Source organism: Chitinophaga rhizosphaerae (genome assembly GCF_003958645.1).
Taxonomy (GTDB): Bacteria; Bacteroidota; Bacteroidia; order Chitinophagales; family Chitinophagaceae; genus Chitinophaga; species Chitinophaga rhizosphaerae.
On sequence record NZ_RXLO01000018.1, the window covers coordinates 1 to 26,659 of the forward strand.

Consider the following 26,659-nt stretch of genomic DNA (forward strand, 5'->3'; position numbering starts at 1 on the left):
AATCATTGAGTACATAAACTATTACAATAACCACAGAATCAAATTAAAACTAAACGGCTTGAGTCCAATACAATATCGAACTCAAGCCGCTTAATCTAAAAAGTCCAACCTTTTGGGAGCACTACAAAAAGGCGGCTTTTTATTTTCCCATGAAAAACCATTATATATTAAACAATTCCGGCATTTTTCTCCCAAACCCCATTTTCCCTTCACGCTTAATTTTTTCTTGTTATATAAATAAATCTATGAATGAAAACCTTCCTTCAGCTGTAAGAAATATATGGGCTGAAACCCGCCACTATTGGGCAAAATGTCGTAATTTCTAAGTGCGAACAACTGTAAGAATTCATAACTGGTCCGCTTACACGACCTGAAACCCTGGTATGAATGATGGAGTTTTTCGAACATATACCATCTCACTACCGCACCGCAATGCTGGTAGCAGGGCTGGTGCTCCTCTGGGTGATCGAAGGCGTGATCCCGAGGATGCGGTTCCGGAATAACCGGTTCAAACATGCGGGGACGAACCTTTTTTTCACGCTGACGACAGCGCTGGTAAACCTGGGGTTCGCCTTTGTAATCGTAAAAGTGTCTGACTGGACGGCCCGTGAGCCATTCGGGCTGTTATATCTCATCGGGATGCCGGTTTGGCTGCATTGCCTGCTGGCGGTAATGATGATGGATTTCATCGGGGCCTGGCTGGTGCATTGGGTACAACACAAAACCCCGTGGATGTGGCATTTCCACAAAATCCACCATACAGACACGGCGGTAGACGCCACCACGGCTTTGCGGCATCACCCGGTGGAGAGTGTTTTCAGGGTTGGCGCGTTGCTGTTGGCCATTTTCACGATGGGCGTGCCGATGTGGATGGTAATGTTCTACCAGTCGATCTCCGCCTTCATGAGCCAGTTCAACCACGCCAACATCCATTTGCCGCAGGCGGTAGACAGGGCGCTGAGCTGGGTGATCGTTTCGCCAGACATGCACAAGGTGCATCACAGCCGTTATCAACCGGAGACCGATTCGAATTACGCCAATATATTTTCTATCTGGGACCGCCTATTTGGCACGTTCGTGACCGTGAAAGATACGGCCAGCCTTCGATACGGGTTGGATGAGTACCTGGATGAACGATATCAGCAGATCGGGCCCTTGCTGAAGACACCGTGGGAAGATGTGCCGGTCGCGGACCCGCAGCATCAACAGACAGGATTGCACCAATAGCCAATTTTTTGATCACTTATAATACGTACACAATGCACCACCCAACAAGTCTGCCCAAGATTGCAGGTTTTGCATCCATTTTCATCGGCGTAGTTGCCGCTGCGTTCGCTTTCATCACTAAATCGCCCGAAGCATCGGTTTACATGGGCTCGGCGGGGGTTACGCTTTGCGTGGTTTCGGCCGTTATTGCCCGCAAGAATATTGATGAATTGCAGATGACCGTTGCCGGTTTGTTTTTGGCTATCGTAGCCACTGCGATCGGAATCTGGCAAATGTATAACCTGTAAACAGCGCAAGCTGCACCGCAAGTTCCTCTCTTAGGCGATGGTGAAAACCATACCCGCCTGATGAAGAACCTCCCGAATCCTGAACGGGGAACTTGCGTTACTATCCTGTTGACGCCCTGGCCGAAACGACCATGTGTAACCCGAATGGCCGGTCCTCCTATCCCGATATCCATGAAACAACGCTGATGATGCAGCCGTTACCCGGAAAGGTAGCCGGCGGATGATTTTCTTTCTATTTATGAGCAAACGGAGATTTTCCGGCGAGGTTTCGCCGGAATGGCCTGTTTTTGCTTCCAGACGCGGCCACCTTAACTTGATTACCTGCGTTTCTTTGAGGAGGAAGGGGTTTGTCGTTTGAAGGTTTCAATATGGCCTTCGGCGGCGTTGACGGGGTGTACGCGGAGGGCGGTGTCGGAGAGCTCCCGGATGAGGAGGGTGTCTGTCTGCAGGAAAGTGGTGTCGGCTTTGGAATAGCCGGCGAGGCCGTGGAGGAGGAGCGTATCGTTGCGGAGGCTCCAGGATTGGTATTTGAGGGATTCCAGCTGGATGGAGGAGGCTTTGCCGCCTTTTTTGAGTTGAAACCCGAGGAGGAGCGTGTCTACCCCTTCAGCGGGCTGTACCCATCGGCCGGGGAGGATGGAGGAGTCGATATGCACGGGATCCAATGCCACGGCGGGCTCCAGCGGCCGTTCGATGAAGATGGTGTCGCTTCCGGTGACGGCTACACTGTCTTTATGCGCTTCACCTTCGCCGTTGTTGCACGCGGCGGCGAGGAGGAGGATCGCTGGCAGGAGGATGCGGGTCATACGAATGGTTGTTTAATAAATCCTATCAAAGATAATGCTAAACAGGTGGTTGTGTCTCGATAGCGCGAATTATCCGTGCAGGATTTCCGCCAACCTGGGAATTGGGCAAAAGCTGCCGGATCAGGGAAGCATTTGGAAATTGTTTCATCAACGCTTAGATTTGTAATCACTTTAGGGGTGTTTTTCCGGAAACGGGAAAACTGAGATGATACCCTCAGTACCTGATGCAGTTCACACTGCCGTAGGGAAAAGTAATACTGAACTCCTTCTCTCACATCCTTAAAGTTTATTGTTTCACTTAAATTCCTTGCAAACATGGAAGTGCTTGTAAACAATAAACTTTATGCGGTGCAGCCGGAAACCTCCGTTACTGCGCTCTTACAGTTTATTCAGCTTTCAACCGGAAAAGGTATCGCCGTAGCGGTGAACCGAAGGGTCATACCGAGGCCAGACTGGCCCAGTACCCTGCTAGTGCCAGACGATCAGGTGACCATTATCCAGGCCACGCAGGGCGGATAACGGGATTGCCCCCAGCGATGCGCATTGCCGATACGGTTTTCAGCAGATATTCTGGACGGGGCCGCGTTCCATGGGCTGGTGCTGCTTTTTGCCCGCGTGCACAGGAACACAATCATCTGGTAAATCGCCATTCATGATTTGAACCGGCATACGCATCTTCATTGCTGATTACTTTGGCAATAGTAAACGGAGATGCTTCCATGTTCCATTGCGGGGAATTGTTTGGCAGGCCAGGCATGGACACGCACCATTGGCAACAACAACCGGCAACCGCCGGAATGCTTTCCCACCGGGCAATCCACCATCGCTGGCTTACACAGGCATCCGCATCGTCATCGCCAACTACTGAAAGCTAAGCAGCAACAATGTTTCCGGCGTAGCGATCCGCAATCGCTGATCACGGCACATCAATTATTATTTACCGGCATCCGCGCTTAATCGCAAGGTGCCGAACGCGCTTTTGCGCCCTTCCGGGACGTAAGGCCCTACTCATGCCCATTCGTAACCTTTTATCTTTTTCAACATGCAATACCGTATTACCCGCACACCATTTCCTGCCTCGCAGAAGATTTATGTAGAAGGCTCCAGGCCAGACATCCAGGTAGCCATGCGCGAAATCTCCCAGACAGACACACGCGCTCATGGCCGCCACGGCGCTGCTACACCCAATCCTTCCGTTACCGTGTACGATACCAGCGGTCCCTATACAGACCCTTCCATTTTCATAGACCCCGCGAAAGGGCTGCCCCGGTTCCGCGAAAACTGGATCGACGAAAGGGGAGACGTCACGACACTCCCGGCACTGACTTCTGACTACGGCCGTGCCCGGCTCGCCGATCCCGCACTGGCGCACCTGCGCACGGGAGAACCGCCATTGCCGCGCAAGGCGCGCCCCGGCGCCAACGTCACCCAACTGCACTACGCGCGCAAAGGCATCATCACCCCCGAAATGGAATACATCGCCATCCGGGAAAATCAACGGGCAGACGCCGCTTTCCGGGAAGGCGACCCGCTTTGGCAACAACATCGCGGCACGGGCAATGCGCCCAGGCTCATTACGCCGGAGTTCGTCCGCAGCGAAATCGCCGCAGGCAGGGCCATCATCCCCGCCAACATCAATCACCCGGAAAGCGAACCCATGATCATCGGGCGCAACTTTCTCGTCAAGATCAACGCCAACATCGGCAATTCCGCCGTCAGCTCCTCTATCGAAGAGGAGGTGGAAAAAGCGGTATGGGCTTGTCGCTGGGGTGCAGACACCATTATGGACCTCAGCACCGGCAAAAATATCCACGAAACCCGCGAATGGATCATCCGTAACTGTCCTGTCCCGCTCGGGACCGTTCCTATTTACCAGGCGCTGGAAAAAGTGAACGGCAAAGCCGAAGCGCTCAACTGGGAAATCTTCCGCGACACATTGATCGAACAGGCCGAACAGGGCGTCGATTATTTCACGATTCACGCCGGCGTGTTGCTCCGTTACGTTCCATTGACCGCCAAAAGGATGACGGGCATCGTTTCGCGCGGGGGCTCCATTATGGCGAAATGGTGCCTCGCCCATCACCAGGAAAACTTCCTCTATACGCATTTCGACGAGATCTGTGAAATCATGAAAGCGTACGACGTCTCCTTTTCCCTGGGCGATGGCCTGCGCCCCGGCTCTATCGCGGATGCCAATGATGCGGCGCAGTTCGGGGAACTGGAAACCCTCGGCGAACTGACCCACCGCGCCTGGAAGCAGGATGTGCAGGTAATGATCGAAGGACCGGGGCACGTGCCCATGCACCTGATCAAGGAGAACATGGACAAGCAGCTGGAACATTGCCACGAAGCGCCTTTCTATACCCTCGGCCCCCTCACTACCGACATTGCCCCTGGCTACGACCATATTACTTCCGCTATCGGCGCGGCGATGATCGGCTGGTACGGCACGGCCATGCTGTGTTACGTTACACCGAAAGAACACCTGGGCCTTCCTGACCGTGATGACGTAAAACAGGGCGTGATCACCTACAAGCTGGCGGCACATGCGGCAGACCTGGCGAAAGGGCATCCGGGCGCGCAGCATCGGGACAACGCGCTCAGCCAGGCGCGCTTCGAGTTCCGGTGGGAAGATCAGTTCAACTTATCGCTCGACCCCGATACCGCCCGTAGTTACCACGACGCCACGCTTCCGGCGGAAGGTGCGAAGGTGGCGCATTTCTGCTCCATGTGCGGACCGCAGTTCTGCTCCATGAAGATTTCGCAGGAAGTCCGCGAGCATGCGGAAAGGGATGCGGCCATGGCCGAAAAAGCGAAAGATTTCACCGCCAGGGGAGGGGAGATCTACGCATGATCTGGCTCATCACAGCACCTGAGTTTCCTTTTCCGGAAAAGCACGGGGATCGGGAAAACCTGATAACGCCGCTCCCCGAACCAGCCGGTCAAGCGCTGTCAGAACACGAGGTCGTCCAATCCGCATTCGAAGCCGGATTGGAAACCCTCCTGCTCCGTAAACCCGGCTGGCACGAAAGCGACTATGCCCGGTGGTTGGAATGCTTACCCAAACAACTTCGCGCCAAAGTGATCGTCGCTACTTTCCCCTCGCTGGTGGAAACTTTCATGCTGAAAGGCGTCCACCTCAGCGAAGACGCCCGCGCAAATACAGCGCCCTACGAAATCCGGAAACTCCGCGAGTCCGGCAAATGGGTCAGCACTTCCATTCACGACGATTCAATGGACATTTCCGGATTCGACTTCGTGCTGATGGGCCCCGTGTTCGACAGCATCTCCAAACCCGGCTACAATGCCCGGCCCTTCTATTCGATCCCTCCGAACGCCATTGCCATCGGCGGTATTCATGCCGGAAACATAGCAGAAGCCCAGGCAAAAGGGTTCTGCGGCGCAGCTGTATTGGGCGCGGCCTGGAAAGACCCCGGTCGCATCCGCGAAATCATTTCCTCTTTGATCAACGCATGGCCGTTCCAAAAAAATTCAATTCACCCATTAAACCCTGGCGTATGAAGGATTTGAAGCAGGAAACCCGATCACTGCATGCTATCACACCGATCACTATTGGTTTGATTGCAAAGTATCCCCGGATGGAATATCCTTCCGCGCAAAACGCTGCCGGAAACATCTCCACCCGAATTACGGCACGCCTCACCCTTTGCCGAAAACGGCCAGTACGCAGCAGCTACACGGCGCCGCCATTCAACATCCACAGCAAGTTGACTGCATCTTTCAGTTCTTCCATCATGGCTTTAACAGCCACAACAGGCCAGCACCCACACAACCACGTACGTCCATATTTCTTTCACCCATTAAAAACCCACATACCATGCCTTTTGCCATGAGCCTCGCCGGCCTCGACCCCTCGGGAGGAGCGGGCCTCCTCGCCGACATCAAAACCTTCGAAGCCTGGCACCTCCGCGGACTCGGCGTTTGCACCGCACTCACCGTTCAAACCGACACCGAATTCCTCGGCGTGGAATGGGTCAGCGCCGACAATATCATTGCCCAGGCATTGCCGCTCGTGCAACAATACCCGGTGGTTTACTGCAAAATCGGCATCGTATCCCACCCCGAAACGATCGCGGAAGTAATCGCCGCACTACGCGCCGTTCGCCCCGGCATCGCATTCGTGCTCGACCCCGTGCTGCGCGCATCGGCCGGTTATGTTTTCCATAACGCCATTCACGCACATTGGGCGTCCGTACTTCCATCGCTTACTTTGCTCACACCGAATTACGACGAAGCCGTGGCCATGAGCGGGCTTCCCGATGGCGAAGCCGGCGCCAGGGAAATGGCTCAACATTGCGCAGTGCTGCTCAAAGGCGGACACCGGCCCGACAAACCCGGTGTAGACACCCTCTTTCTCCCCGATTCCGCAACAGACTTCGCCCCGTCAGCCACCAACGCATTTCCGAAACATGGCTCCGGTTGCGTGCTCTCCGCCGCCATCACCGCCGCCATGGCCAGCGGACTACCATTGGAAGCAGCCTGCAGCGCAGGAAAGGATTACACCTACCGCTACCTGATGAGCAGCCCGGAACTCGTAGGATGGCATTCACCGGAACGAGAGCATATTAGACAAAATCCCGGTTGAAAAATCAGGGGAGGCTATATGCTCCGAAAAACGGAGGTCACCATAATACACTTGAAAACAAATGCAGAACAGGGTTTTAAACATTTCGCCCGATTATAAAAACCGAGAAATTCTCCGAAAACATGATGAAGTTGGAACGATTACTTTACATCTCGCAACAAACGGCCACCGCATCACACGCCGATAATATCCTCGCCGCCTGTGAAGCCGGCTGCCGCTGGATTCAGCTCCGCGTGAAAAGCGGCGATGCTTCCGCCGCGGCATTCCAGGCGATGGACATCTGCCGCCAATACGGCGCCATGCTCACCATCAACGATCATCCCGACATCGCAAAAACCGTTGGCGCACATGGCGTCCATGTTGGGTTGCAGGATATGCCCGTTGCCGAAGCCCGCGCCATCGCCGGGCCACAGGCCATCATCGGCGGCACCGCCAATACGCCCGAAGATGTGCTCGCCCACGCCGCAGCAGGTGCGGACTACGTCGGCTACGGCCCCTTCCGGTTCACCACCACCAAAGAAAAGCTCAGTCCTGTTCTCGGTTTGGCCGGCTACAACAGGCTGATGGCCACCCGGCCCAACGTGCCCATCATCGCCATCGGCGGCATTCTGCTGGCAGACATTCCTGCGCTCCTTGACACCGGCGTTTACGGCATCGCCGTATCCGGATTGATCACCCATGCACCGGATAAAAAATCCCTCGTGCAACAAATACTCGATAGCATATGGACGAACTCATAATCGCCGGCCAGGCCTTCTCCAGCCGCCTCTTCACCGGCACCGGAAAATTCGGCGACCTCGCCACCATGGAGGAAGCCCTTCTCGCATCAGGCTCCCAACTCGTGACCGTTGCCCTCAAGCGCGTAGACGCCGGCCATCAACCCGACAATCTGCTCGCACACCTCCGTCACCCGCAATTCCGGCTGTTGCCCAACACCTCCGGCGTCCGCAACGCCCGCGAAGCCGTGTACGCCGCCGAACTTGCACGCGAAGCCCTGGAAACAAACTGGTTGAAACTGGAAATCCATCCAGACCCACGCTACCTTTTGCCCGACCCCATTGAAACCCTCGCCGCCACGGAAGCCCTCGCCGCCAAAGGATTCATCGTATTGCCCTACATCCATGCCGACCCGGTACTCTGCAAACGCCTGGAAGCTGCCGGGGCCGCGGCCGTTATGCCGCTGGGAGCGCCCATCGGGTCGAACAGGGGGCTGCGGACGAAAGATTTCCTCGAAATCATCATAGCGCAAAGCAAGGTACCGGTGGTGGTAGACGCCGGCATCGGCGCACCCAGCCACGCCGCCGCCGCCATGGAGCTCGGGGCAGACGCCGTGCTGGTGAACACCGCCATCGCCATAGCGGGAAATCCCGTGGCCATGGCCGCTGCTTTCGCAGCCGCAGTACAAGCAGGAAGGAACGCCTACCTCGCAGGCCTGCCCGCGGCCGGAACCCGTGCACAAGCCAGCAGTCCGGTTCTCGCGTTCCTGGATGAAGCATTGGAAACTAACGTAGCCGACTAAACGATGCACATACATTCTTTCGAAAATATTTTCCGGCGGTACGATTGGGACGCAGTTAAAAACGCCATTTACGCCAAAACGCCGGCTGACGTGGAAAACGCCCTGAACCGGCCCCGCCGCGGACTGGACGATTTCATGGCCCTGGTGTCTCCCGCCGCCGCGCCTTACCTCGAGCGCATGGCGGCGCTCAGCATGCAGCTCACACAGCAACGCTTCGGCAAAACCATTCAACTGTATGCACCCGTGTACCTCTCCAACGAGTGCCAGAACATTTGTACGTATTGCGGTTTCAGCCTGAACAACCCCCTTCGCCGCAAAACCCTCACCGGCGCCGAAATGCTCCGCGAAATAGAAGTGGTGAAAGCCATGGGGTTCGGACATGTGCTGCTCGTGACCGGCGAAGCCTGGCAAACCGTGGGCATGGATTATTTTTCACGGGCGCTTCCCATATTCAGGCAGCATTTCCCGCAATTGTCGATCGAAGTGCAGCCGATGGAAGAAGAAGATTACCGTGCGCTGAAACCCCTGGGCCTGCATTCCGTGCTCGTTTACCAGGAAACCTATCACGAAGAAGATTATAAAAAACATCACCCGAAAGGTCGAAAATCCAACTTCGGATGGCGCCTCGAAACACCCGACAGGCTTGGGCGCGCGGGTATCCATAAAATCGGGCTGGGTGTGCTGATCGGGCTGGAAGACTGGCGGACGGACAGCTTTTTCACCGCATTGCACCTCGATTACCTCCAGCGGACGTACTGGCAAACCCGCTACAGCATTTCTTTCCCGCGGCTGCGGCCCTTTTCCGGCGGGCTCCCGCCAAAATCCATCATGAGCGACCGGCAACTGCTGCAACTCATCTGCGCCTACCGCCTTTTCAACCCGGACGTGGAACTCAGCCTTTCCACCCGCGAAAGCCCCCGCTTCCGCGACCACCTCGTTCCGCTCGGGATCACCACCATGAGCGCCGGCAGCAAGACCAACCCGGGAGGCTATGCGGCAGCACCCTCGTCGCTGGAGCAATTCGAGATTTCTGACGAGCGCAGTCCAGCCGTGGTCGCCGATATGATCAGAAGCCACGGCTACAGCCCGGTCTGGAAGGATTGGGACGACTTTGGGGCGTGAAAAGCGGGGCAGTGGACAATTTTCTTTGACAACCGGTTGGAATTGCTTTCCGGAGGCTAACTTTGCGGTATGGACCAGTCGAGTGGGAAGATTTACACGCTTCAATTCGGGTTGCTTTGCCTGAGCAACCTGCTTTTCTCCGCCAGTTTCAACATGATGATCCCCGAATTGCCGGCCTACCTGACCAGTTTGGGCGGCGCCGACTATAAAGGTTACATCATCGGGCTTTTCACCCTCATGGCCGGTCTGAGCCGGCCTTTTTCCGGGAAGCTGACAGACACCATCGGCCGGATCCCCGTGATGGTTTTCGGTTCCGTGGTTTGTGTGATCTGCAGCCTGTTGTACCCGCTGGTAAGCGGTGTGGGCGCTTTCCTGCTGCTGCGCTTCTTCCACGGCTTTTCGACCGGCTTCAAGCCCACCGGCACGTCGGCCTATGTGGCAGACATGGTTCCTTTCAACCGCCGGGGCGAGGCCATGGGCATGGTAGGGCTGGCCAGTACCATCGGATTGTCGCTGGGGCCTTCCATCGGTGGTTCCATCGCCAATGCCTGGGGCATCGTGACCATGTTCCAGATCTCGGCGGTTTTCGCGTTATTGTCGGTCGTGATTCTCATCGGTATGAAGGAAACGCTGCACAACCGGCAGAGCTTCCGCCCGGCGCTGCTCAAAATTTCCCGTCACGAAATCTTCGAACCGGCTGTGATGGCGCCTGTGGTCATCACTTTCCTCACTTATTTCAGTTACGGCGCGTTGCTGACCATTATTCCGGATTTCAGTGCTTTCCTGGGATTGCAGAACAAGGGGCTTTTCTTCACTTTCTTCACTGCCAGTTCCATCGGCATCCGGCTGCTGGCCGGCAAAACTTCCGACCGGTTTGGCCGCGTTCCCATATTGAAAATCTCGGCCACGCTCATGGCCATTTCCATGGTGGTGATCGGGGTGGCGCATACGCCTGCGGTGCTGTTAACGGGCGCTTTGCTGTACGGGGTTTCGCTGGGATTGAATTCTCCGGCCGTAACGGCCTGGACGATCGACCTGGGGCTGCCCGAGCACAGGGGCCGCGCGCTGGGCAGCATGTACATAGCCCTGGAGGCGGGCATCGGGCTGGGGGCGTTCTTCTCCGCCGAATGGTACGGCAACGATCCGGCGCACTTCTCCAAAGTATTCTACATCATGGCCGGCGTTACTTTCCTCGCCACCATTTACCTGTTTTTCGTCTATCGCAACAAATACGTCCGTTTCGCCCGGAAATCCATCAAATCCCACTACCGCAACCGCTAAAACCGGACGGCCGATTCCGAGACCCGCTGGAGCACGAACTTCACTTTGTCTACCACATCGCCTTCGCGGCCTGCGTCGATATGCACGGGAATCTGGGCGGGAACGGCCGCCAGGCCGAGCTTCTTTAGTTGCCCGGGGTCTGGCCTAACGATGTAATTGCCGGGCGGCAGGCCGAGGAAATTGTAGAACCCGTCCTGCTCGGATAGCACCGACGTGAAAACGGTCCCGTCTTCCCGGACGAAATCCACCCGGATGCGGCCCATGCCCCGGCGCCGGTCGTGGTCCTGGAACAACACATGCCCCGTCACTTCACCCACCACCACCACGGGCACTTCTACGAGTTTCACCTGATTAGGCTCGGGCATGACGCTGATGACGGGGTTCCGGATCCTCCAGGAAATATTGTCGAAACTGCTTCTGCCGAGGTCCATCACGTACCGCGCATAGGGCTCCATTTCCATGATAAGAACGGCCGTGTCTTCCAGCCGCGGGATGAGCCTGCCGCCGTTTACCGACATTCGGAGCCCCTGCACGCGCGGTTCCCCGTTATCCCTTTTGTTGTTGCCGTTCAGGTCGAGGAAAGCGCAAAGGAGCAGACCGCCCGTTCCCACCTGGCTGCGGTTGCTGAAAGCCGTATAGCCCGTTTTTCCTTCATGCACGAAACTGCCCCGCATGGATGCCACACCCGTGGTGGATTTATTGCCTTTTAAAACGGACAGGCCCATCTGCCCGAAAGCAAAATCCCACCGCAAGCCCGCCTGGAACAGGCGAACGCCTCCGCGGAAATTCTCTTCGTACGCCATGTTGAGATATCCCCGTTTGAAAATGTAACGGCCCACTTCGCAGCGTGCGGAAATAAACCGGCCGTCTGTATAGCCATACTGGACCTGCGGCATCACCAGCAAATTGCCCGGTAGGCGGAGCGACAGGCCGAAGTTGCTGTAGATGAAAGGATCGGTATCCCGCACCCAAACGGCATAGTTCGAAACGCTCACGCCCACTTTTCCCACCGCGCCGGAAAGCAGCAGTTCAGTGGTTGCATATCGGGTATATTCAGAAATAAGCTGGTTGAAAGTGATGCGTGAAAAAATGGACATGCCTTTGGTGAAAAACGGCTTCGCGACCGAGAGTTTCCTTTCTTCCCGGAAATTGTAAATGATCGCGCGTTGGTCTTTTTTGTAGCGCGTAAATTCCGCGTCTATCTGGATGCTGGCGGGCAATCTCCACGACAGCAGGCCCTTTCCGCGCACTTCGTGCGCATATTCCCCGCTCAGCAGCAGGTTATTGGCCAGCCGCACGGAGGTAGTCACGAACGGGATGGTATTGTTCCCGGGAATGGTGCTTTTATATTCCACGCCAGCGCCCATCGTGAGGAATTTCGTGACGCCATATCCGCCCTGTGCGCGGGTGAGGAAACTGTGGACGGAATCTTCCACATATCCCGCGCTGGCGGTGTATTCGAATTCGTTTTTGGGAAGGAAGCTGAAGGGGATGCTCACGTTTTCTTCCAGCATCCTTTCTTCGCCCCAGGGACCGTAAAATCGCAGCCTCACCTGCGAATTCCCATACACCAGCGGCACCTGGAAGGAATATAATCCATTGGCATCGGCGGTCGTGTAATCCACCAAAGCATTGTTGACGTAAAGCTCCACCGTCCACCCCGGTTCGGTGACGTTGGAAAGGGTATACGTTCCGAAAGAGCGGCGGTAAGTAGTGGGTGCGTTCGTCACCTGCACGCCGACCACGGGGTCGAACAGCGAGGAAATGGCGGGAATGAATATTTTGCCCAGCACCACCTGCCGGAGGGCGCGCCGGTCGTTGTCTACGTATCGCCAGCGGTAAAATTGCTGCCGGTGATCGAAGGGCTTGATGATGTTGCTGTTCTTGAAATCGCCGCCCTGCTGTTTTGCATAGTTATTGTAATTGAGGGAAACGGTAGCTTCGCCGCCAGCCACTGTTGCGCCCGCGCGGAGGTTGAGCCAGGTATCGTTGCCGCCGGGGTCTCGCTGATTGGTGATGACCGACCAGTCGGCCATTCCGAACCGGAACAGGGGCCAGGACCGTTTAATGACCGTATCCGCCTTCAGCTCGCCCCGCAACTGCCGCATGTTTTCCCGCATTTGCTGCCGCTTCAGCTCCCTGACGGCCGGCAGCTCCACCGTCGCGTTCATGTGAACGGACAGGTTGCGGAAATTGAATTTCGAGGGAAGGCCGAACACGGAACCGAAAAACTCCAGGCGCAGGTAAAACCCCGTTTCGGAGCGGATCACGTCGTATTGACGGAGGAGGAAATGTTTGTCCTGGTAATGAATCCGCTGGCCAGTCATATCGATGACGTAGGGATTGTTTTCCGAAACGAAATACCCTGTCAGCGAATCCTTCATCGAAGAATAAACATGTTTGACCTTGAGAAAATCAAACACGTCGGTAACGGAAAGGTAAGCGGTGTCTTCATTCACCAGCGCCGGCACTTCTATCCCCCCAATCCCTTGCACCACGAGGTAAACGGACGTTTCGTACAGTACCGGCGGATCGTCTTTCTCCTTATCCAGCCCCACGGCCGGCAATGCGAGCCATACCGGAAGGAGGTACCCCAGGCGCCGTAGCGCCCTAAACAGCAAAACGATATGACGGCAACCGGTCATTCCTGGATAAAGGTTAATTGAAACGTTCCGCTGTAGGCGCCAACCGGGTTGGCCGAGGGGCTGCCTACGGTCAGGATGCCGCCTACCCGCACGAGGTTCCTCGTCGGCGGCTGCGCCGTTGTGATGAATTGATCGCCGGTGCTGAGCGTACCGATCTGCATCGTCATGGTTCCGCCGTTGCTGCCGGTAAGGATGGCGTCCGGCCCGCGCATCACCTGGATGAGCGTCCCCTGGTTCGCCAGCACTTCAAAAATAGCGGGAGAAAACGGGTAGCCCAGGTTGGCGCCCACGATGCTGCCCATGATCACCCGCGACCCGTCTGGGTTGATGGTGACCGTTCCGCCGCTCGTACCGAGGAAAAACGCGCCGAAGATGAGCCCCTGACCGGGGTCAACGTGCACGGAAATTGGCCGGGGCGGCGGCTCCTGCGCCCGCGCATTCGCCATCATGGCCAGTTGGGATATCATGATCCCCATCGCGGTAAACAATTGCCGTATATTGCCGATTGCCCTTTTCATGCCGGTCATTTTTTGATCAATACTTTTCTGTTCTCCGTTTTTTCGCCGGTCCGGAAACTGACGATGTACACCCCTCCGCTGTACCCGCTGCCAAGCGCATGGCGGCCCGCACCGGAAAACGCTTTCCGGTACAGCTCCTGGCCCAGCATGTTCGTAACGGTAACGGTACAACGGTCTCCCGGCGCGTGAGCGAAATATCCAAACAGCTGTCCGCCGGAAACATAAGCGTAATATTCTCCTTCGGGCTCGCTCGCCCCCACCGCTCCTCGCGGCGCGAACAACAGGTAAAAACGATCTTTATGGTCGCCCGAAGGCAGATCGAGCCGGTACTGCGCGCCCGGAACCAGTTGCAGACTGCGTTTCATGGCCGAATCGTAGAGATAGATATTCCTGCCTGCCGGCATCCGTTCCAGGTTTTCGACCCGGAAGGTGATCATACCGCTTCGCTCGGTAACGAGCCGCAACGCGATCACGTCTGCCGTATCGATGAACACGGGCCAGGATTTCACGGAAACTTCCCGCCTGTCTGCCATCTGCACGAACAGGTTGGGCACACGCTTGTCGGTATTGTAAATCTTCAGCGCGTCCTGCTCCTTGTCGAACCGGCGAACGCCGGCCGTATCGAAATACAGGACCGCCGGGTCAGACGGCTGCCCTTCGTCGGCAAAGCCGGCCGACAACCGCAGCAACGGAGCGTTTTTCGGGTATTTCCGGTGGAAAACGGGCGTCAGGTTGTTGATCCTCACCGCGTTGGTGACACCCAATGTCCCCGTCACCGGATAGGTCCCGTCGCTGACATGTACGAAGAAGGCCTGCATGGATGCGATCACGTTGTTCGCCACCCCATCGCTGGAAATCCCGTTGATGAACGAACTATACGTGCCCCCGTATTGATCGGTGGCGCTGGCGTTGAAGTAATAAACCGCATCGTCGATATTGGTTTTGGTCCACCCTGTCGCCGCATTCCAGTCGATAGGCGAGGGGTAGGGATTGCCAGCAAGCTGGAACCCTTTGGTATATGGCTGGTTATTGTTTTCCAGCGTGAGGTTCACCGCCCCGTCGTTCACCGTTCCCGCCATATCGATCGTCACGGGCGAGGCAGACGTTCCGAGATTGGCGGTATACCCGCGCATCGGCACCAGGGGTGATGCGGCGGTCGTATAGGCCGTCCAGCCGGAAGAAATTTTATTCTCATCGTACCGGTACAATAGCGGGAACGTGGAAGCAAGGTTCACTTCGTCGGCCAGTTCATTGACGGTAGCAGCCTGGAAGGGGGATGCGAGGTATTTGTATCCGAAGCCGGTTGGCACATACCGTTGCATGGTAACGGTGCCGGTAACCGTTCCGCCGCCCGCCCCGTCGATGAGCGCCGTCCGGGCCGAGGAGGAACCGAGCGTGAGGAAGCTTCCGGCAGATAGTTGCCCTGTCGTGATTTTCAGGATGCCGTTGACGAGGAGCGTTCCGCCGAGGGAAACGCCCGCGGTATTATTGACCGTCAGGTTCCGGATTTCGTTGCCGGCGAAGATGCCTGCCGGGATGGATTGCGCCGCGGCCCCGTTCAACTCGATGCTGCCGTCGTTCACGGTGAATGTTCCTGAGGAAGTCATCGCGCCGCTGATCCGCAGCAGCCCGGTACTTACCGTCACAGACGCGCCGGTTTGGATGGACAGATCGTTCGCGGTGGCGGTGCCGGTGGTAACATTCGGATAATTGGGCCTGCCGGTGGGGATGACGACGTTGCTCGTTTGCAAGGGCACCACTCCGCCCGTCCAGTTGCCGGTGGTATACCAGTTGGTGCTGAGATCGCCCGACCAGTTGATGCTGGCGATCAGTTCCGCCACGGCCATCATTCCCAAAGTGCCCACGCCAGACACCGCAATGGACGTGGCTGTTGTTGAATTCACCGTCGGCAAAGTGCGTACCGCCCCGGCTACGTTCGTCACCCGCAGGTTCGAAGTGTTGACGCCCGCGTCTACATCGGCGGCGTTCCAGTTGAGCGTGGCGGCGGTGGTGGTAAAAACGGTGCCCGCGTTCGTAAAATCCCAATACCGGTTCACGCTCTTCGCGGCGTCCATGCCGGATAGATTCAGATCTGGCAGATCGGCGCCCACCGTTCTGGCGGTTACCGTTCCTGCCGTGCCCACGCTGGCGAAAGTGAGCGTTGCGGGGGCGTACCGGAGACTGTCGCCTACTTCGAACGTGCGCGCAACGCCCGTGCCGGTGGCCACCTGTTTCCGCAGATTGCCGAAAACCCATCCCGTGGCCTGGGCGGCGCCGGAAACATTGCTGCCCGTGGGCATAACAACGGTCATGTCTCCCGTCCGGATGTTCTTGGCCAGGAAATTCAGCGTTCCGTTCACTGTGACGTCGGTCGCCAATTGCACGAACCCGGCAGTTTTATTCACCGTGAAATGATTGAATGGCGCGATGGCAGACACCTGCTGCGTCCCGGTCCCGGCAAACACCATGGTAGACCCGGTATTGGTGAACGTTCCGCCAGACATGGTCCAGTTGCCGCCTATTGTATCAGCGAAAGCGCCGGGAATGAAAGTGCCGGCCGTCAACGTAAAATCGTTCAGGATATTGAGGATGGCGGAAGCCGTTTTGTTACCGGCCGCGGAAATCACGAGGTTGCCGTATTCGGTGGCGGAAGATATCGCCTGTGTACTGCCCGCGTACTCCACGGTACTGAGCGTGTCTACACTGTAATCCGTAAATGCCGGCAGCGAGTTGGTGCCGCGGATAATGAGGCGGCCGCCGTTTTCCAGCGTCATCAATCCCGCATTTTCGGTAATGGTATTGGCGCCGATATCGAAAATCCCCTGCGACACGTCCATCGCCACAACGCCCGTCAACGGTTTGCCGAGGGTCACGATGCCGCCGGGGTCTTTCGCGATCGTAAAATAAGCGAGGTCGAAGGAAGCGAGGGAAGCGCTGGTGATGGTACCCGTAATGGGGCCGGTCATGGTCAGCGTACCGGGCTCGCCGTCGTAGGTGCCATTATTGGTAAAGTCATGACTGACGTTGTAGTCCGACCCGGCCGAAATGGTCCCGGAGATGACGAGGTCGTAAAAAGTGGTGCCGGGCGAGCCGGATAAACTGCCCTCGCCGGAGGTGGAAGTCAGGTCGAAGGTAGACGTTCCGCCGTTGAGGGTGCCGTTGCTCTCGAGGTCTTCGCCTACGGTGAAGGTATAACTGCCCGCGTTGAAGATGGCGGCGTTGGCGATCTGGAAACTGCCTGTCATGCCCCAATTGGCAGACGGCGTTACACCGGCGGAATTCGAGATAACGACGTTGTTCATCGAAGTGGGCGATCCGGTTACGGTGGTGGCGCCCGTACCGCCGAAAACCACGGTGCCGGTGCTGGAAAACCCGGTGCCGGCTAATTGAATGGTACGCGGCACGGCAGGCAGGAAATTGATCGTACCGCCGCTGGTCACGGTCCCATCGTTGGTAAAGCTGCCGTAAATGTTGTGCGTGCCGCCTCCCGAATTCCAGGTGGCGCCGCTGGAGATGTTGAAGGCGACGAACACATCCCACCCAACGCTCGCCGTCACGCCGGCCGTGTTATTGATATTGAGCGTTGCATAGGATGGCCGGCTGGTGGAATTGAGGACCGGCGCCACGTTGCCGTTAAAATTGATGATGCCCGTGGAACTGGAGGTTACGGCATTTATGAACCGGATCGTTTGCAATTGGGTGCCGGAGAACGTGGTAGTTCCGTCGCTGACGAGCGATCCGCTGTTGGTCAGGTCTCCGTTCACGATGGCCGTTCCGCCCCCCGCGTCGTAGGAACCGGTGGAAGTGATGTTGAGCAATCCGTTATAGGTGATATCTCCGCCTGCCACGGTATAACTGCCGTTTACGGTTACGCGGTTGAAAACGTTGTTTCCCGAAATGGTTTTGCCGGCACCGTCCAGGGTGAGCGTGCTGGAACCGGGCGAGAAGGTGCCGCCGTTGATCCAGTTCCCGGAAAGGTTGATGGTATAAGTACTCCCGGCCAGGGTGGCACCGCTGTTGATCGTCAGGTTCCCGCCCACGGAAATGGTATTCAGCAACGTCTTGGCCGCACCGCCGCCGTTGCTGAACAGCAGATTCCCGTAAGCGATGTTCCCCGCCACGCTTTGCGCTACGGTTCCATCGTAAGTCACGGAGCTCGCCGCATGCAGCGAGTAGGAAGAGAATCCGGATGGGAAATTGTTCGCACCGCCGGCATTCAGCGTGGTACCGCTGGCCATGGTCATCGATCCGCCGGCGGCGGTCCGGTTTGCGGTGAAAGTTCCCAAGGCGAGCCCTCCGCTCGTAATTGAAAGGTCTCCGCCCAGGGTGGTGTTTCCCGTCAATGCCGCAACGCCGGAAGATTTATTGATCGTAAGATTATTGAAGGCCGTCGCCGAAATGGTCTGCGGATTGGCGCCGGCGAGCACCACCGTTCCCGAACCGGGCACGAACGTCCCGGAGTTGCTCCAGTTGCCAAAAGCCGTGATGGTGGCGGTGCTTCCCTGCATGGTGGCTCCTGTGGCGATCGTTACGTTTTGCGCGGTGATGCTGGACCCGTTCAAATTGAACTCCCCGGAATTGACCGCCAGGTCGCCGGCAAGCGTGGCAGGTGCCGCCAGCAGCGCTGTGCCTGCGGTCTTTAGTATGGTGAGGTTATTATAATTCAATCCCGCCACCGTCTGCGTGGCTGCGCCGTTGTAAGTAACCGTTCCTGTCCCCGCCGTGAACGTTCCGCCCGTATACGTATAACTTCCCCCGATCGAGAAATTGCCGCTTCCGGTAACATTCACCGCCGCATCGCCAGCCTGCGCAACACCGCCCGTCACCGCCAGGTTGCCGTTGCCGACATTCATGTTGATGGAATGGCCGGCCGTACCGTCAGACAGCTGAAGATCGCCGTTCACGGTGATGTTCTGGTCCCCCGCATTGATGGTGTGTATCGCGTTGAGCGTCCATACGCCGGCGATGTTGCCGCTTGTGGTCAAAGATCCGCCCGTCATATTGAGGGTGGCCGCTTTTACGCTGCCGAAGTAAAGCCCCTGTATGTTTACCGCCGCCGAAATCACCGGCTGGTTCACGAAATTGGTATCGCCCACCACCGCAATATCGTTGGGGCCGGGCGGTAATGTCGGCGTACCTTGCAAGATCGACCAATTGCCCGCCGTATGCCAGTCGTTGCTGATCTTTCCGTTCCACCGCGCGATGTTCACGGTGCCGGAAAGCGTGTACCGCCCGTTCAGCGTCAGCAGGCTGGTCTGTTCCACGTAATTGCTCGTGGTGCTGTTGCCGCTTTTTCCCAATGCCGCCCAGGAGCCGCCGGCATTCCGCCAAATACCCAGCACGGCTTCGGGGTTGCCGTTCAGCTCATCGTCTTCGTAATGCAGCCGCATGGACACCAGCGAAAGGTTGAGGAGTCCTTCGGAAGTGACGGTGTATTCGCGGTTGATGCTCGCACCGGCCGGGAAGTCGGAAACCGTGGTGCGGCGGACGGTAACGGTGATAGACGAAAGGGAATTGAGGCCGGTCAGGGTGATGAGGTTATTCGGGCTTTCGAAGGCATAAGCCGTTCCGATCGAGAAATTATGCTGCCGCTTGATGGAACCGAGGATGATGCCGGAATTGTTGCGGGTTGTGGTGATCGTGACCGTATTGGTGCCGGTATTCATCCAGCCGCTTGTCATGTTCACCGTGGCCACGGTGGTGTTGCTCAGGAGATTGACGGCCGTGGTGGCGGCGGCTTTGTTGATGGTGAGGATGTTGAACGTATTGTTGCCGCTCACGTTTGCGGTCTGCGTCCCGTTCAGGGAAACGGTGCCGCTTCCGGCCGTGAAAGTTCCGAGGTTCGACCAGTTCCCGAAAACCGTATGCGTATTGGCCCCGCTGCTGAAGGTGCTGCCGTTGAGGATGCTGAGGTTCCCATTGGCCGTAGTGGCGCCCTGCGCCGTCTTCGTTCCCCCGCCCCCCAGCGTCAGGTGATGATAGGTGCCGGCCCGTACGTTCTGCGCGCCGGTGCCGTTGTAAATTATGGTATTGGGGATGTTGGCCGTCACGTCCACCGTTCCCGCCGTTACCGTGTAGGCGCCGGCCACGCCCAGCACCGCGTTGGAGTTCATGGTGAAAGATGTGCCGTTTACCGTAGCGTTGAAAAGGTTCGCCGTGCCGCGCAAACTGCTCGTTCCCGCGAAGGTCACCGTTCCTGCGGTGGCCGTAAATGTTCCGCTCACGTCCAGCGCGGTGTTGACGGTGAAAGAAATGGCGGTGGAAATGGTCCCCGATAAAGAAAGGCTCCCGAATACTATACTGCCCGTTCCCGCGATGGATTTCGACGTGCCCGGCATGAGGATGTTCCCGCCGGTTCCCGTGAACGTCCCGTTCACCGTCAAATTGCCCCTCACTTCTATGGTGGCTGCGCTGCTGACGGTTCCCGTCACTGCAAGATTGTCGAAAATAAAGTTGGAACCGGTGATCGATCTGCCGGTGCCCGACATGGTAAAAGTGCCGCCGGCGGCATGCGTGAACGCACCTGGCTCCACGCTCGTCAAATCCCCCGAAACATTCACCGCGGCCTCGGCCCCGACGGTAATGCCCGTTGCCGCGATGGTGAGATTGAAATAATTATGCGTGCCCGCACCGCCGATCACGCTGCCTGCTCCCGCCAACCGGATGGTACTGGTACTACCCGTCAGCACCCCGGTTACGGTAAGGCTCCCGGAAAAATTATGGATGAAGCTCCCGCCGTTGAAAGTGGTCCCCGTTCCGATACTCACGCTTCCGTTCACCGTAATGGCGGATGCCGCGGTAAAGGAAACCGAGGTGGCCGTGCCCTGCGAACTGCTGAGGTTCCCTTCCACCGTGAAAGCCGTGCCCGGCATCATTTTTACCGCCGCACCGGAATTGCCCGTTAGCGATAGATTACCATAAGTTTGGGCCGGCACGGTTTGCGCGCCGCCGTAATATTCTACCGTGCTGGTCAGTCGCAGATCGCTCGACGCGAAACCGGTTGGGTAGTTGCTGGAACCCGATAACCGGAGCATCGCTCCGTTGAATACCGTCAGGCTTCCGCCGGTCACAGTGGTGCCGCGGTTGGCGGTAAACGTGGAAAGGTCGAGCGTGCCGGACTGCACCTCTATGCGCCCCGCCGCCGCCGTTGTGGCGTTCAGGTTGTTGAGATTGCCCGCCAGCGTTTTGACGGTGGATGCGCCGCTGATCCGCAACGTAGAGTAGGAGAGGTTATTCCTGACCGTCTGCGCGCGCGTGGTGGCGCTATAGGCAACAACCGCCCCCGCAGAAAGGGTAGTGGTGCCGGTATTCGCGTAGTTGCCCGCGTAGGTAGCCGCCGTCACGTTCAGGATGCCGGTAGCGTCTACCGTCAGCGTGCCGCTACCGGAAACCGCGGGAGGCACGGCCTCCGCGGGCATGAAAGTGCCGCTGACCGTCATGGCCACATTCACCGCGATGTTCGACTGAAGCGTTACCGTGCTGCCGGCGTTGATACTGATCCGCCGGAAAGTGGGGGTAACCGTGGCGCTGATAACCTGTGCCGTTCCGGCGAAATTGACACGGGTAGATGTAGAAGTTCCGGTATAGGATCCCCCGTTCGTCCAGTTGCCTTTTACCGTTAGCGTAACGCCGCGGTGCGACACCGATCCGCCTGAATTGATCGTCAGGTTTCCGTTTACCGTCAATGCTTTGGCGATCGTCAGAATGGGTACGTTCGTGGCACCGATCGTGAGGTTTTTCGTGGCGGCGCTCGCATTGATGAAAGGGTCCCACAGACCGGTGAAGCTCGCATCCCCGATCACCGCATCCGTAGTGGCGTTGGGCACACCGTTCGTCCAGTTAGAGGCGTTCGACCAGCTGGTGCTGACCGTCCCTTTCCAACTGGTGGTTTGCGCATGGGCAAAGCTCGGCCAGGCCATGCCGGCCAAGAATACGATCGCTAAAATTACCTTATTGTAAACGGTTTTCATTCCATGGAGTTAATTGCCTGCAGGCGGGCCGCACAGCCGTTGATACTATCGCAGGGGAAGCGCCGCCCGCGCCAGCGGCGGGTCCGTGGTTTCTTCCGGTCCATAACTTACTTCCAGCCGGCCTTTCGAGTAATCGGGCCCTTTTTTGAGCGGCAACAGGATGCTCCGCCGCTCATTAGGCGTATATACCGCCACCCCTTTCGCGAGCCCCGCGCCGCTGCGCTTCCCGTCCGGACTGATATGTTCCACCCGTATATCGCCATACACGGAAATATTCCCGCTTCTTTTGAAAATGACTTTCAGTTTCGCGGTATCGCCCTTCCCGATAATGCCCAGGCTGTCGATAGTTACATCCGCATGCTGGTCGCCGTTCCGGACGATGACGGGGATGGAAATGCCGAATACCGGCGTCAGTTTGATGGAAATCCCTTCCGGATCGCCCGGAGGGTCTTCCGGCTCACCGAGCGCGGGCTGGTTGGGCTCCGCGCGTAAATAGAGATGGGAACGGTATTCGCCGTTGTCCAGTTCGCTCGTATTGTACAACTGCAGCTTTACTACCTGCGCTTCGCGGGGTGGCAAAACAACGCTTCGGGGGAAATAACGGACGAAAGGGCTGGCGAAACGCTGCCCGGTATCGGCACTGGTGATCTGCTCGAACGTTCCGTTATCTTTCATGCGGATCTCGATCAGCGAAATAAGGTACCGTGCCGTATCATCTCCGGTATTGGCGAGGTTCACTTCCTGCACTTTCTTTTTACCGTCAAATACGATGCGCATCGGGGTGATCAGGAGGTTGCCCTGGGCCCGGAGCGCGGGGGGTAGAATAAATATGCAGGAAAACAGGCCTACGAAAAATAAGCGCATTGAATTTTGGTGATTGTTGGTGGACATTCGTTCCCGGGTTTAGAAAAAACAAGGCCCAGACCGGCGGTTTGCGGTCACAGGTTTTTCAAAGACGGTTCGGTTATAGACAGGCTGTTACAGGAAAAAATCAATCATAATTCACCGTCACGGTGAATGGAGTTGCGGAAACATAAGTACCGGGAGCTTGCGCGGCGGTCACGTTCAGCGTGGCGCCAACGGTCAGCGTTTCCGATCCGCCGCTCAGGGTTCCCTGGCTGGAGGGAGAGCTGGTAAAGTCCGTCACGGTCATCGTGTTGCCGCCGGTGTTGGTAATGGTAACCGCTGCGGTAGGGAGGGTGATGCTGTACGTATAGCCATCCACGCCCGTTACGGTAAAAGATGCGGCGGCTACGGTACCGGTGGTGGTGGGGAGGGTCACTCCGCCCGTGGTACTCCGCACGCCCGCCGGGGTCATCAACACGGTTCCGCCGGTAGAAGACTGCACAGCCACATTCCCGAAATTCATGTCGATATCTTTCGTGATCGTGATCGGTGCTACGATCGTAGCTGTTACGGTGGCGGTAGCCGATTCCTGCGCGCGGGAAGGCAGGGAAAGGACCGCAACAGCTGAAATGGTGAATAAAAGCGTGGACGTTTTCATAATTCCAGTTTTTCGGTTAATACATGAGGGTAGCGGTTAAGGGAAACAACCCATCAGTCGATTTCAAAGCATAGTTGATCTTATTTTCATTAACAATCGTTCCCTGGAAAGGTTGCGGGTACAAAATGCCCGGACATACGAGCCCTCAATCTGCGGGCCAAAATGCAGGACATAGCCGGCGGAGCGCCGGCGGGGAGATGTGAAAACGGTCAAAACAACAATGGCAGGACAGGCCAATGCCTCACATAACAAAAGTCGCTAAATTGATAAAATAAATATACACACTGCAAAGGTTATCAGAAGTCAGTGCGCCGGGGTGTGTAAAAGGGCTACGTTATTCCCCGAAAATCCCTCTTTCGAAACGGATTTTCCCTAAGAAAATCTGGGCGATGGAGGCGCCTTTCACTTTTGCGGTGGATGCACGCGGCCCCTGGAACAGCGAATCCACGGCACCATGCCAAAGCCCCACCCAGCGTTCGAAATGCGGCTGGTCTACCGGCAAGGTGCGGTGCTTGGCGTAGGGCGCACCGAAATATTCCTTTTCCCCGAGCAGCTGCGTGCCCCAGAATTTATACATGGTTTCCAGGTGCGCGGGCCACGCATCCGGAGCGATGCGCTCATTGAAAATCGGCCCCAATACTTCATCCAGACGGATCTTGTCGTAAAAACTGTTTACCAGCAGCTTGATATCGTCTATGCTTCTGATGTCTTCCATATCGCAAAGTTCGGTCAACAGGTGTGATTAAACGATGACGAAGGTCAATCCCGCTGCCGGATAAACCCGATCTCGTCCCGCGCATCGTCTTCCCACTGAATCATCTCATCGAGGAACTTCCCGATGAAACGGTCGATCGTTTCGGGGATAAGCTCTTCAGGTTCAATGGTTTCCAATGTTTCGTTGCGCGGCTTTTCTTCAGACATCCCGTCGATGAACGGAAAGCTGATCCACACCACGATCTGCCCGTTGCGGGTCTGGGAAAACGATAAAAAGCCCCCGATTTTCATCTTTTGTACTACGCTGAAGGGCGACTGTTCCACGATGCCGCTGGGCTCATGATCGAACACGAGGTATACGGCCTCGAGGCTTTGCATCATTTCGTTGGCGCCGGCTTTCCATTTAAGCGGGAAGCGGGCCGTCACTTCGTTCAGGTACTGGATGAGGAACGGCTTGGCCTTCTGCTGCCAGGCGGCGCGGCGTTCTTTCACTTTTTCCAGCACGGCGGCATAATCCCGGGTGAGTTTTTCGAGTTTGTCCATGTGTTCGGTTTTGAAAAAAGAGGCTGCATCGCCGGAGCGCCTGCAGCCTCTTGGGATATGTTTTTGCTCGTGCAGCTTACAGTTTTTCGTACAGCTTGCGCAGGCGGTCGCGGGTCATTTGTGTTTGCCAGTCTTTACCCAGTGCGTTTTCCCAAAGCGGCGCCAGGCCCATGGATACGTCGATCATCGTTTCGAAATCAGCGTCGCTGAGGCCTTTGGTGATATGCTGCGGGATTTCGACCTGGTGTTTGTCTACCATCTGCTTGAATTCTTTCACACCGGCGGGATAGAATTCTTCCAGTTTATCGAACACGATGCAGTTGCCCACGCCGTGTTTGGTGCCGAGGAGATAACTGAGGCCGTAGCTCACCGCGTGGGCCACGCCTACCTGCGAATATGCGATGCTCATGCCGCCGGCGTAGGAGGCCATCATGAGTTTTTCGTCGGAGTCTTCGTCCCAGCGGTCTTTCTTCAAATAAATTTCCTGGCAAAGCTCCAGCGCCTTTTCACCGTAAGAACGGCTGAAAGCATTGAGGAACGTACCTTCCAGGGATTCGATGCAATGGATGTAGCAATCCATCGCAGTGTAGAACCGCTGGTTCACCGGCGCGTTGTGGATGAGCGCGGGGTCGAGCACGATCTGGTCGAACGGTGTGAAGTCGGAATTCATGCCCAGTTTACGGGTAGGCCCGGTGAGCACGGTGGTGCGGCTCACTTCGGCGCCGGTGCCCGACAGGGTGGGGATGCCTACTTTATACACTGCAGGCTGTTTCACGAGGTCCCAACCCTGGTAATCGGCGGAAGAGCCGGGGTTGGTCATCATCAGGGCCACGGCCTTGGCCATGTCCATGGTAGAACCGCCACCGATGCCGATGATGCCGCTCACTTCGCCGAACCCGGCCTTCAGCTCGTCGCGCAGGCGGTCTACGTAAGTGGTTTTCGGCTCATGGGTCACGTCTATGAAAACGACCTTGTCTTTCCCGCGCAAGGGAATGCGGGAAAGGAAAGGCTCGTTGCCTTCGAAGAAATGGTCCACAAAAAATATCATCGGCGCATCACCTTTGCGGCGCGGCGCAATGATCTCGTCGAGCTGGTTAAACGCACCTCGTCCGAAAATGACGTATCCTACCAGTTTAAAATTTCTGAATTTCATGTTATATCCCGGATTTTTTGTGTTTACGGTTGGTCCAGCAGGCGGGAAGCTCTTTCCAGGTCTTCCGGCGTATCGATTTCCACGCCCATATAGTCGGTTACGACCATCTTCAAGGGGATTCCCATTTCAAGATATCGCAAACATTCTACTTTTTCGGCGGCTTCGAGCGGCGTCATGGGCGTTTGCGTGAACCGGAGCAGCGCCTGGCGGCGGAAGGCATATATGCCGATATGCTCGTAGTACACGGTAGGCACGTTTTTGTCGCGCGGGTAGGGGATCACGGAGCGGGAGAACATGAGCGAGTTGAAATCCTTGTCTACCGCAACTTTCACGAAGTTGGGGTCTTCAATGTCTTTCCAGTCTTTCAGTTCCTGCATGAGCGATGCCACCTGCACATTTTTTCCTGCTTCCCCTTCAAAAACCTGCAGGAGTTTTTCCAGCGGTTCTTTCCGGGTGAAAGGCGTATCGCCCTGTACGTTCACCACGATTTCCACGTCGTCCATATCTTCCACGGCTTCGGCGATGCGGTCGGATCCGCTTTCGTGCTCGCGTTTGCTCATAATGGCCTTTCCGCCGTTGCGGGTGATCTCTTCGAAAATGACTTCGCTGTCGGTCACCACCATTACTTCGTCGAACACGCCGGTGTCTCTGGTAGACTCGTAGGTCCGCCAGATGATGGTTTTACCTGCCAGCACTGCCATCATTTTGCCGGGAAACCGGCTGGCGGCGTAGCGCGCCGGGATCAATGCGATTTTCTTCATGAC

The 26,659-nt window shown here is 56.8% G+C and carries 22 protein-coding genes and 1 riboswitch; of the genes, 12 read left to right on the plus strand and 10 right to left on the minus strand.

Going from position 1 to position 26,659, the window contains the following annotated elements; translation table 11 throughout:
- The 3 genes from EJ361_RS24475 to EJ361_RS24485 form a co-directional block, all read left to right on the plus strand.
- Positions 1-94 (plus strand): IS3 family transposase (locus EJ361_RS24475; RefSeq protein WP_164714262.1); only part of this gene is annotated, 94 nt, incomplete at its 5' end.
- 293 nt (positions 95-387) lie between these two features.
- The gene (locus tag EJ361_RS24480) at positions 388-1,227 is read left to right on the plus strand and encodes a sterol desaturase family protein (RefSeq protein ID WP_126249213.1); all 840 of its coding nucleotides are present in this window, start codon (positions 388-390) and stop codon (positions 1,225-1,227) included.
- Between the two features lie 8 nt (positions 1,228-1,235).
- Positions 1,236-1,514 (plus strand): hypothetical protein, encoded by a 279-nt coding sequence (locus EJ361_RS24485; protein ID WP_164714413.1) that lies wholly within the window; start codon positions 1,236-1,238, stop codon positions 1,512-1,514.
- A 317-nt stretch (positions 1,515-1,831) separates the two neighbouring features.
- On the opposite strand, the gene EJ361_RS24490 is transcribed toward EJ361_RS24485, so the two are convergent.
- The gene (locus EJ361_RS24490) at positions 1,832-2,320 is read right to left on the minus strand and encodes a lipocalin family protein (RefSeq protein WP_126249215.1); all 489 of its coding nucleotides are present in this window, start codon (positions 2,318-2,320) and stop codon (positions 1,832-1,834) included.
- Positions 2,321-2,483: 163 nt separating this feature from the next.
- Positions 2,484-2,585, plus strand: a riboswitch (TPP riboswitch).
- A 50-nt stretch (positions 2,586-2,635) separates the two neighbouring features.
- Here EJ361_RS24490 and thiS point away from each other — a divergent pair.
- The 9 genes from thiS (at position 2,636) to EJ361_RS24535 (ending at position 10,848) form a co-directional block, all read left to right on the plus strand.
- Positions 2,636-2,839 (plus strand): sulfur carrier protein ThiS, encoded by a 204-nt coding sequence (thiS, locus tag EJ361_RS24495; RefSeq protein WP_126249216.1) that lies wholly within the window; start codon positions 2,636-2,638, stop codon positions 2,837-2,839.
- A 523-nt stretch (positions 2,840-3,362) separates the two neighbouring features.
- The gene (thiC, locus tag EJ361_RS24500; RefSeq protein ID WP_126249217.1) at positions 3,363-5,174 is read left to right on the plus strand and encodes a phosphomethylpyrimidine synthase ThiC; all 1,812 of its coding nucleotides are present in this window, start codon (positions 3,363-3,365) and stop codon (positions 5,172-5,174) included.
- Entirely contained in the window at positions 5,171-5,842 is a 672-nt protein-coding gene (locus EJ361_RS24505) for a thiamine phosphate synthase (RefSeq protein WP_126249218.1), read from the plus strand. Before thiC ends, EJ361_RS24505 begins: the two co-directional genes overlap by 4 nt.
- Positions 5,839-6,174 carry a hypothetical protein gene (locus EJ361_RS24510; protein ID WP_126249219.1) on the plus strand — a complete coding sequence of 112 codons (336 nt, stop codon included), beginning with the start codon at positions 5,839-5,841 and terminating at the stop codon, positions 6,172-6,174. The genes EJ361_RS24505 and EJ361_RS24510 overlap by 4 nt, the downstream gene beginning before the upstream one ends.
- Entirely contained in the window at positions 6,159-6,926 is a 768-nt protein-coding gene (locus tag EJ361_RS24515) for a hydroxymethylpyrimidine/phosphomethylpyrimidine kinase (RefSeq protein WP_126249220.1), read from the plus strand. The genes EJ361_RS24510 and EJ361_RS24515 overlap by 16 nt, the downstream gene beginning before the upstream one ends.
- A 125-nt stretch (positions 6,927-7,051) precedes the next feature.
- Positions 7,052-7,666: a thiamine phosphate synthase gene (locus tag EJ361_RS24520; protein ID WP_126249262.1), complete on the plus strand. Its 615-nt coding sequence runs from the start codon at positions 7,052-7,054 to the stop codon at positions 7,664-7,666.
- On the plus strand, positions 7,651-8,445 hold the full coding sequence (locus EJ361_RS24525; RefSeq protein WP_126249221.1) for a thiazole synthase: 795 nt from the start codon (positions 7,651-7,653) through the stop codon (positions 8,443-8,445). The genes EJ361_RS24520 and EJ361_RS24525 overlap by 16 nt, the downstream gene beginning before the upstream one ends.
- Positions 8,446-8,448: 3 nt before the next feature.
- Entirely contained in the window at positions 8,449-9,567 is a 1,119-nt protein-coding gene (thiH, locus tag EJ361_RS24530; RefSeq protein ID WP_126249222.1) for a 2-iminoacetate synthase ThiH, read from the plus strand.
- A gap of 69 nt (positions 9,568-9,636) precedes the next feature.
- Entirely contained in the window at positions 9,637-10,848 is a 1,212-nt protein-coding gene (locus EJ361_RS24535; RefSeq protein ID WP_126249223.1) for an MFS transporter, read from the plus strand.
- On the opposite strand, the gene EJ361_RS24540 is transcribed toward EJ361_RS24535, so the two are convergent.
- The 9 genes from EJ361_RS24540 to kdsB all read right to left on the minus strand — a co-directional run bounded on the left by EJ361_RS24540 (position 10,845) and on the right by kdsB (position 26,656).
- Positions 10,845-13,493 (minus strand): hypothetical protein, encoded by a 2,649-nt coding sequence (locus tag EJ361_RS24540; RefSeq protein ID WP_126249224.1) that lies wholly within the window; start codon positions 13,491-13,493, stop codon positions 10,845-10,847. The two genes, EJ361_RS24535 and EJ361_RS24540, sit on opposite strands and share 4 nt — an antisense overlap.
- Entirely contained in the window at positions 13,490-14,011 is a 522-nt protein-coding gene (locus EJ361_RS24545; protein ID WP_164714415.1) for a DUF4402 domain-containing protein, read from the minus strand. Before EJ361_RS24545 ends, EJ361_RS24540 begins: the two co-directional genes overlap by 4 nt.
- Positions 14,012-14,016: 5 nt before the next feature.
- Positions 14,017-21,981, minus strand: a complete 7,965-nt coding sequence (locus EJ361_RS24550) for a hypothetical protein (RefSeq protein WP_126249226.1) — start codon at positions 21,979-21,981, stop codon at positions 14,017-14,019.
- A 45-nt stretch (positions 21,982-22,026) separates the two neighbouring features.
- On the minus strand, positions 22,027-22,845 hold the full coding sequence (locus tag EJ361_RS24555) for a fimbrial biogenesis chaperone (RefSeq protein WP_126249227.1): 819 nt from the start codon (positions 22,843-22,845) through the stop codon (positions 22,027-22,029).
- A gap of 127 nt (positions 22,846-22,972) precedes the next feature.
- Positions 22,973-23,485 (minus strand): DUF4402 domain-containing protein, encoded by a 513-nt coding sequence (locus EJ361_RS24560; protein ID WP_126249228.1) that lies wholly within the window; start codon positions 23,483-23,485, stop codon positions 22,973-22,975.
- Between the two features lie 334 nt (positions 23,486-23,819).
- Positions 23,820-24,200, minus strand: a complete 381-nt coding sequence (locus EJ361_RS24565; protein WP_126249229.1) for a group III truncated hemoglobin — start codon at positions 24,198-24,200, stop codon at positions 23,820-23,822.
- A 44-nt stretch (positions 24,201-24,244) separates the two neighbouring features.
- Entirely contained in the window at positions 24,245-24,742 is a 498-nt protein-coding gene (locus EJ361_RS24570; protein ID WP_126249230.1) for a hypothetical protein, read from the minus strand.
- Positions 24,743-24,818: 76 nt separating this feature from the next.
- A complete protein-coding gene (locus tag EJ361_RS24575; protein ID WP_126249231.1) occupies positions 24,819-25,895 on the minus strand; it encodes an iron-containing alcohol dehydrogenase family protein in 1,077 nt (358 codons plus the stop codon).
- A gap of 23 nt (positions 25,896-25,918) precedes the next feature.
- On the minus strand, positions 25,919-26,656 hold the full coding sequence (kdsB, locus tag EJ361_RS24580; protein WP_126249232.1) for a 3-deoxy-manno-octulosonate cytidylyltransferase: 738 nt from the start codon (positions 26,654-26,656) through the stop codon (positions 25,919-25,921).
- Between the last annotated feature and the right edge of the window lie 3 nt (positions 26,657-26,659).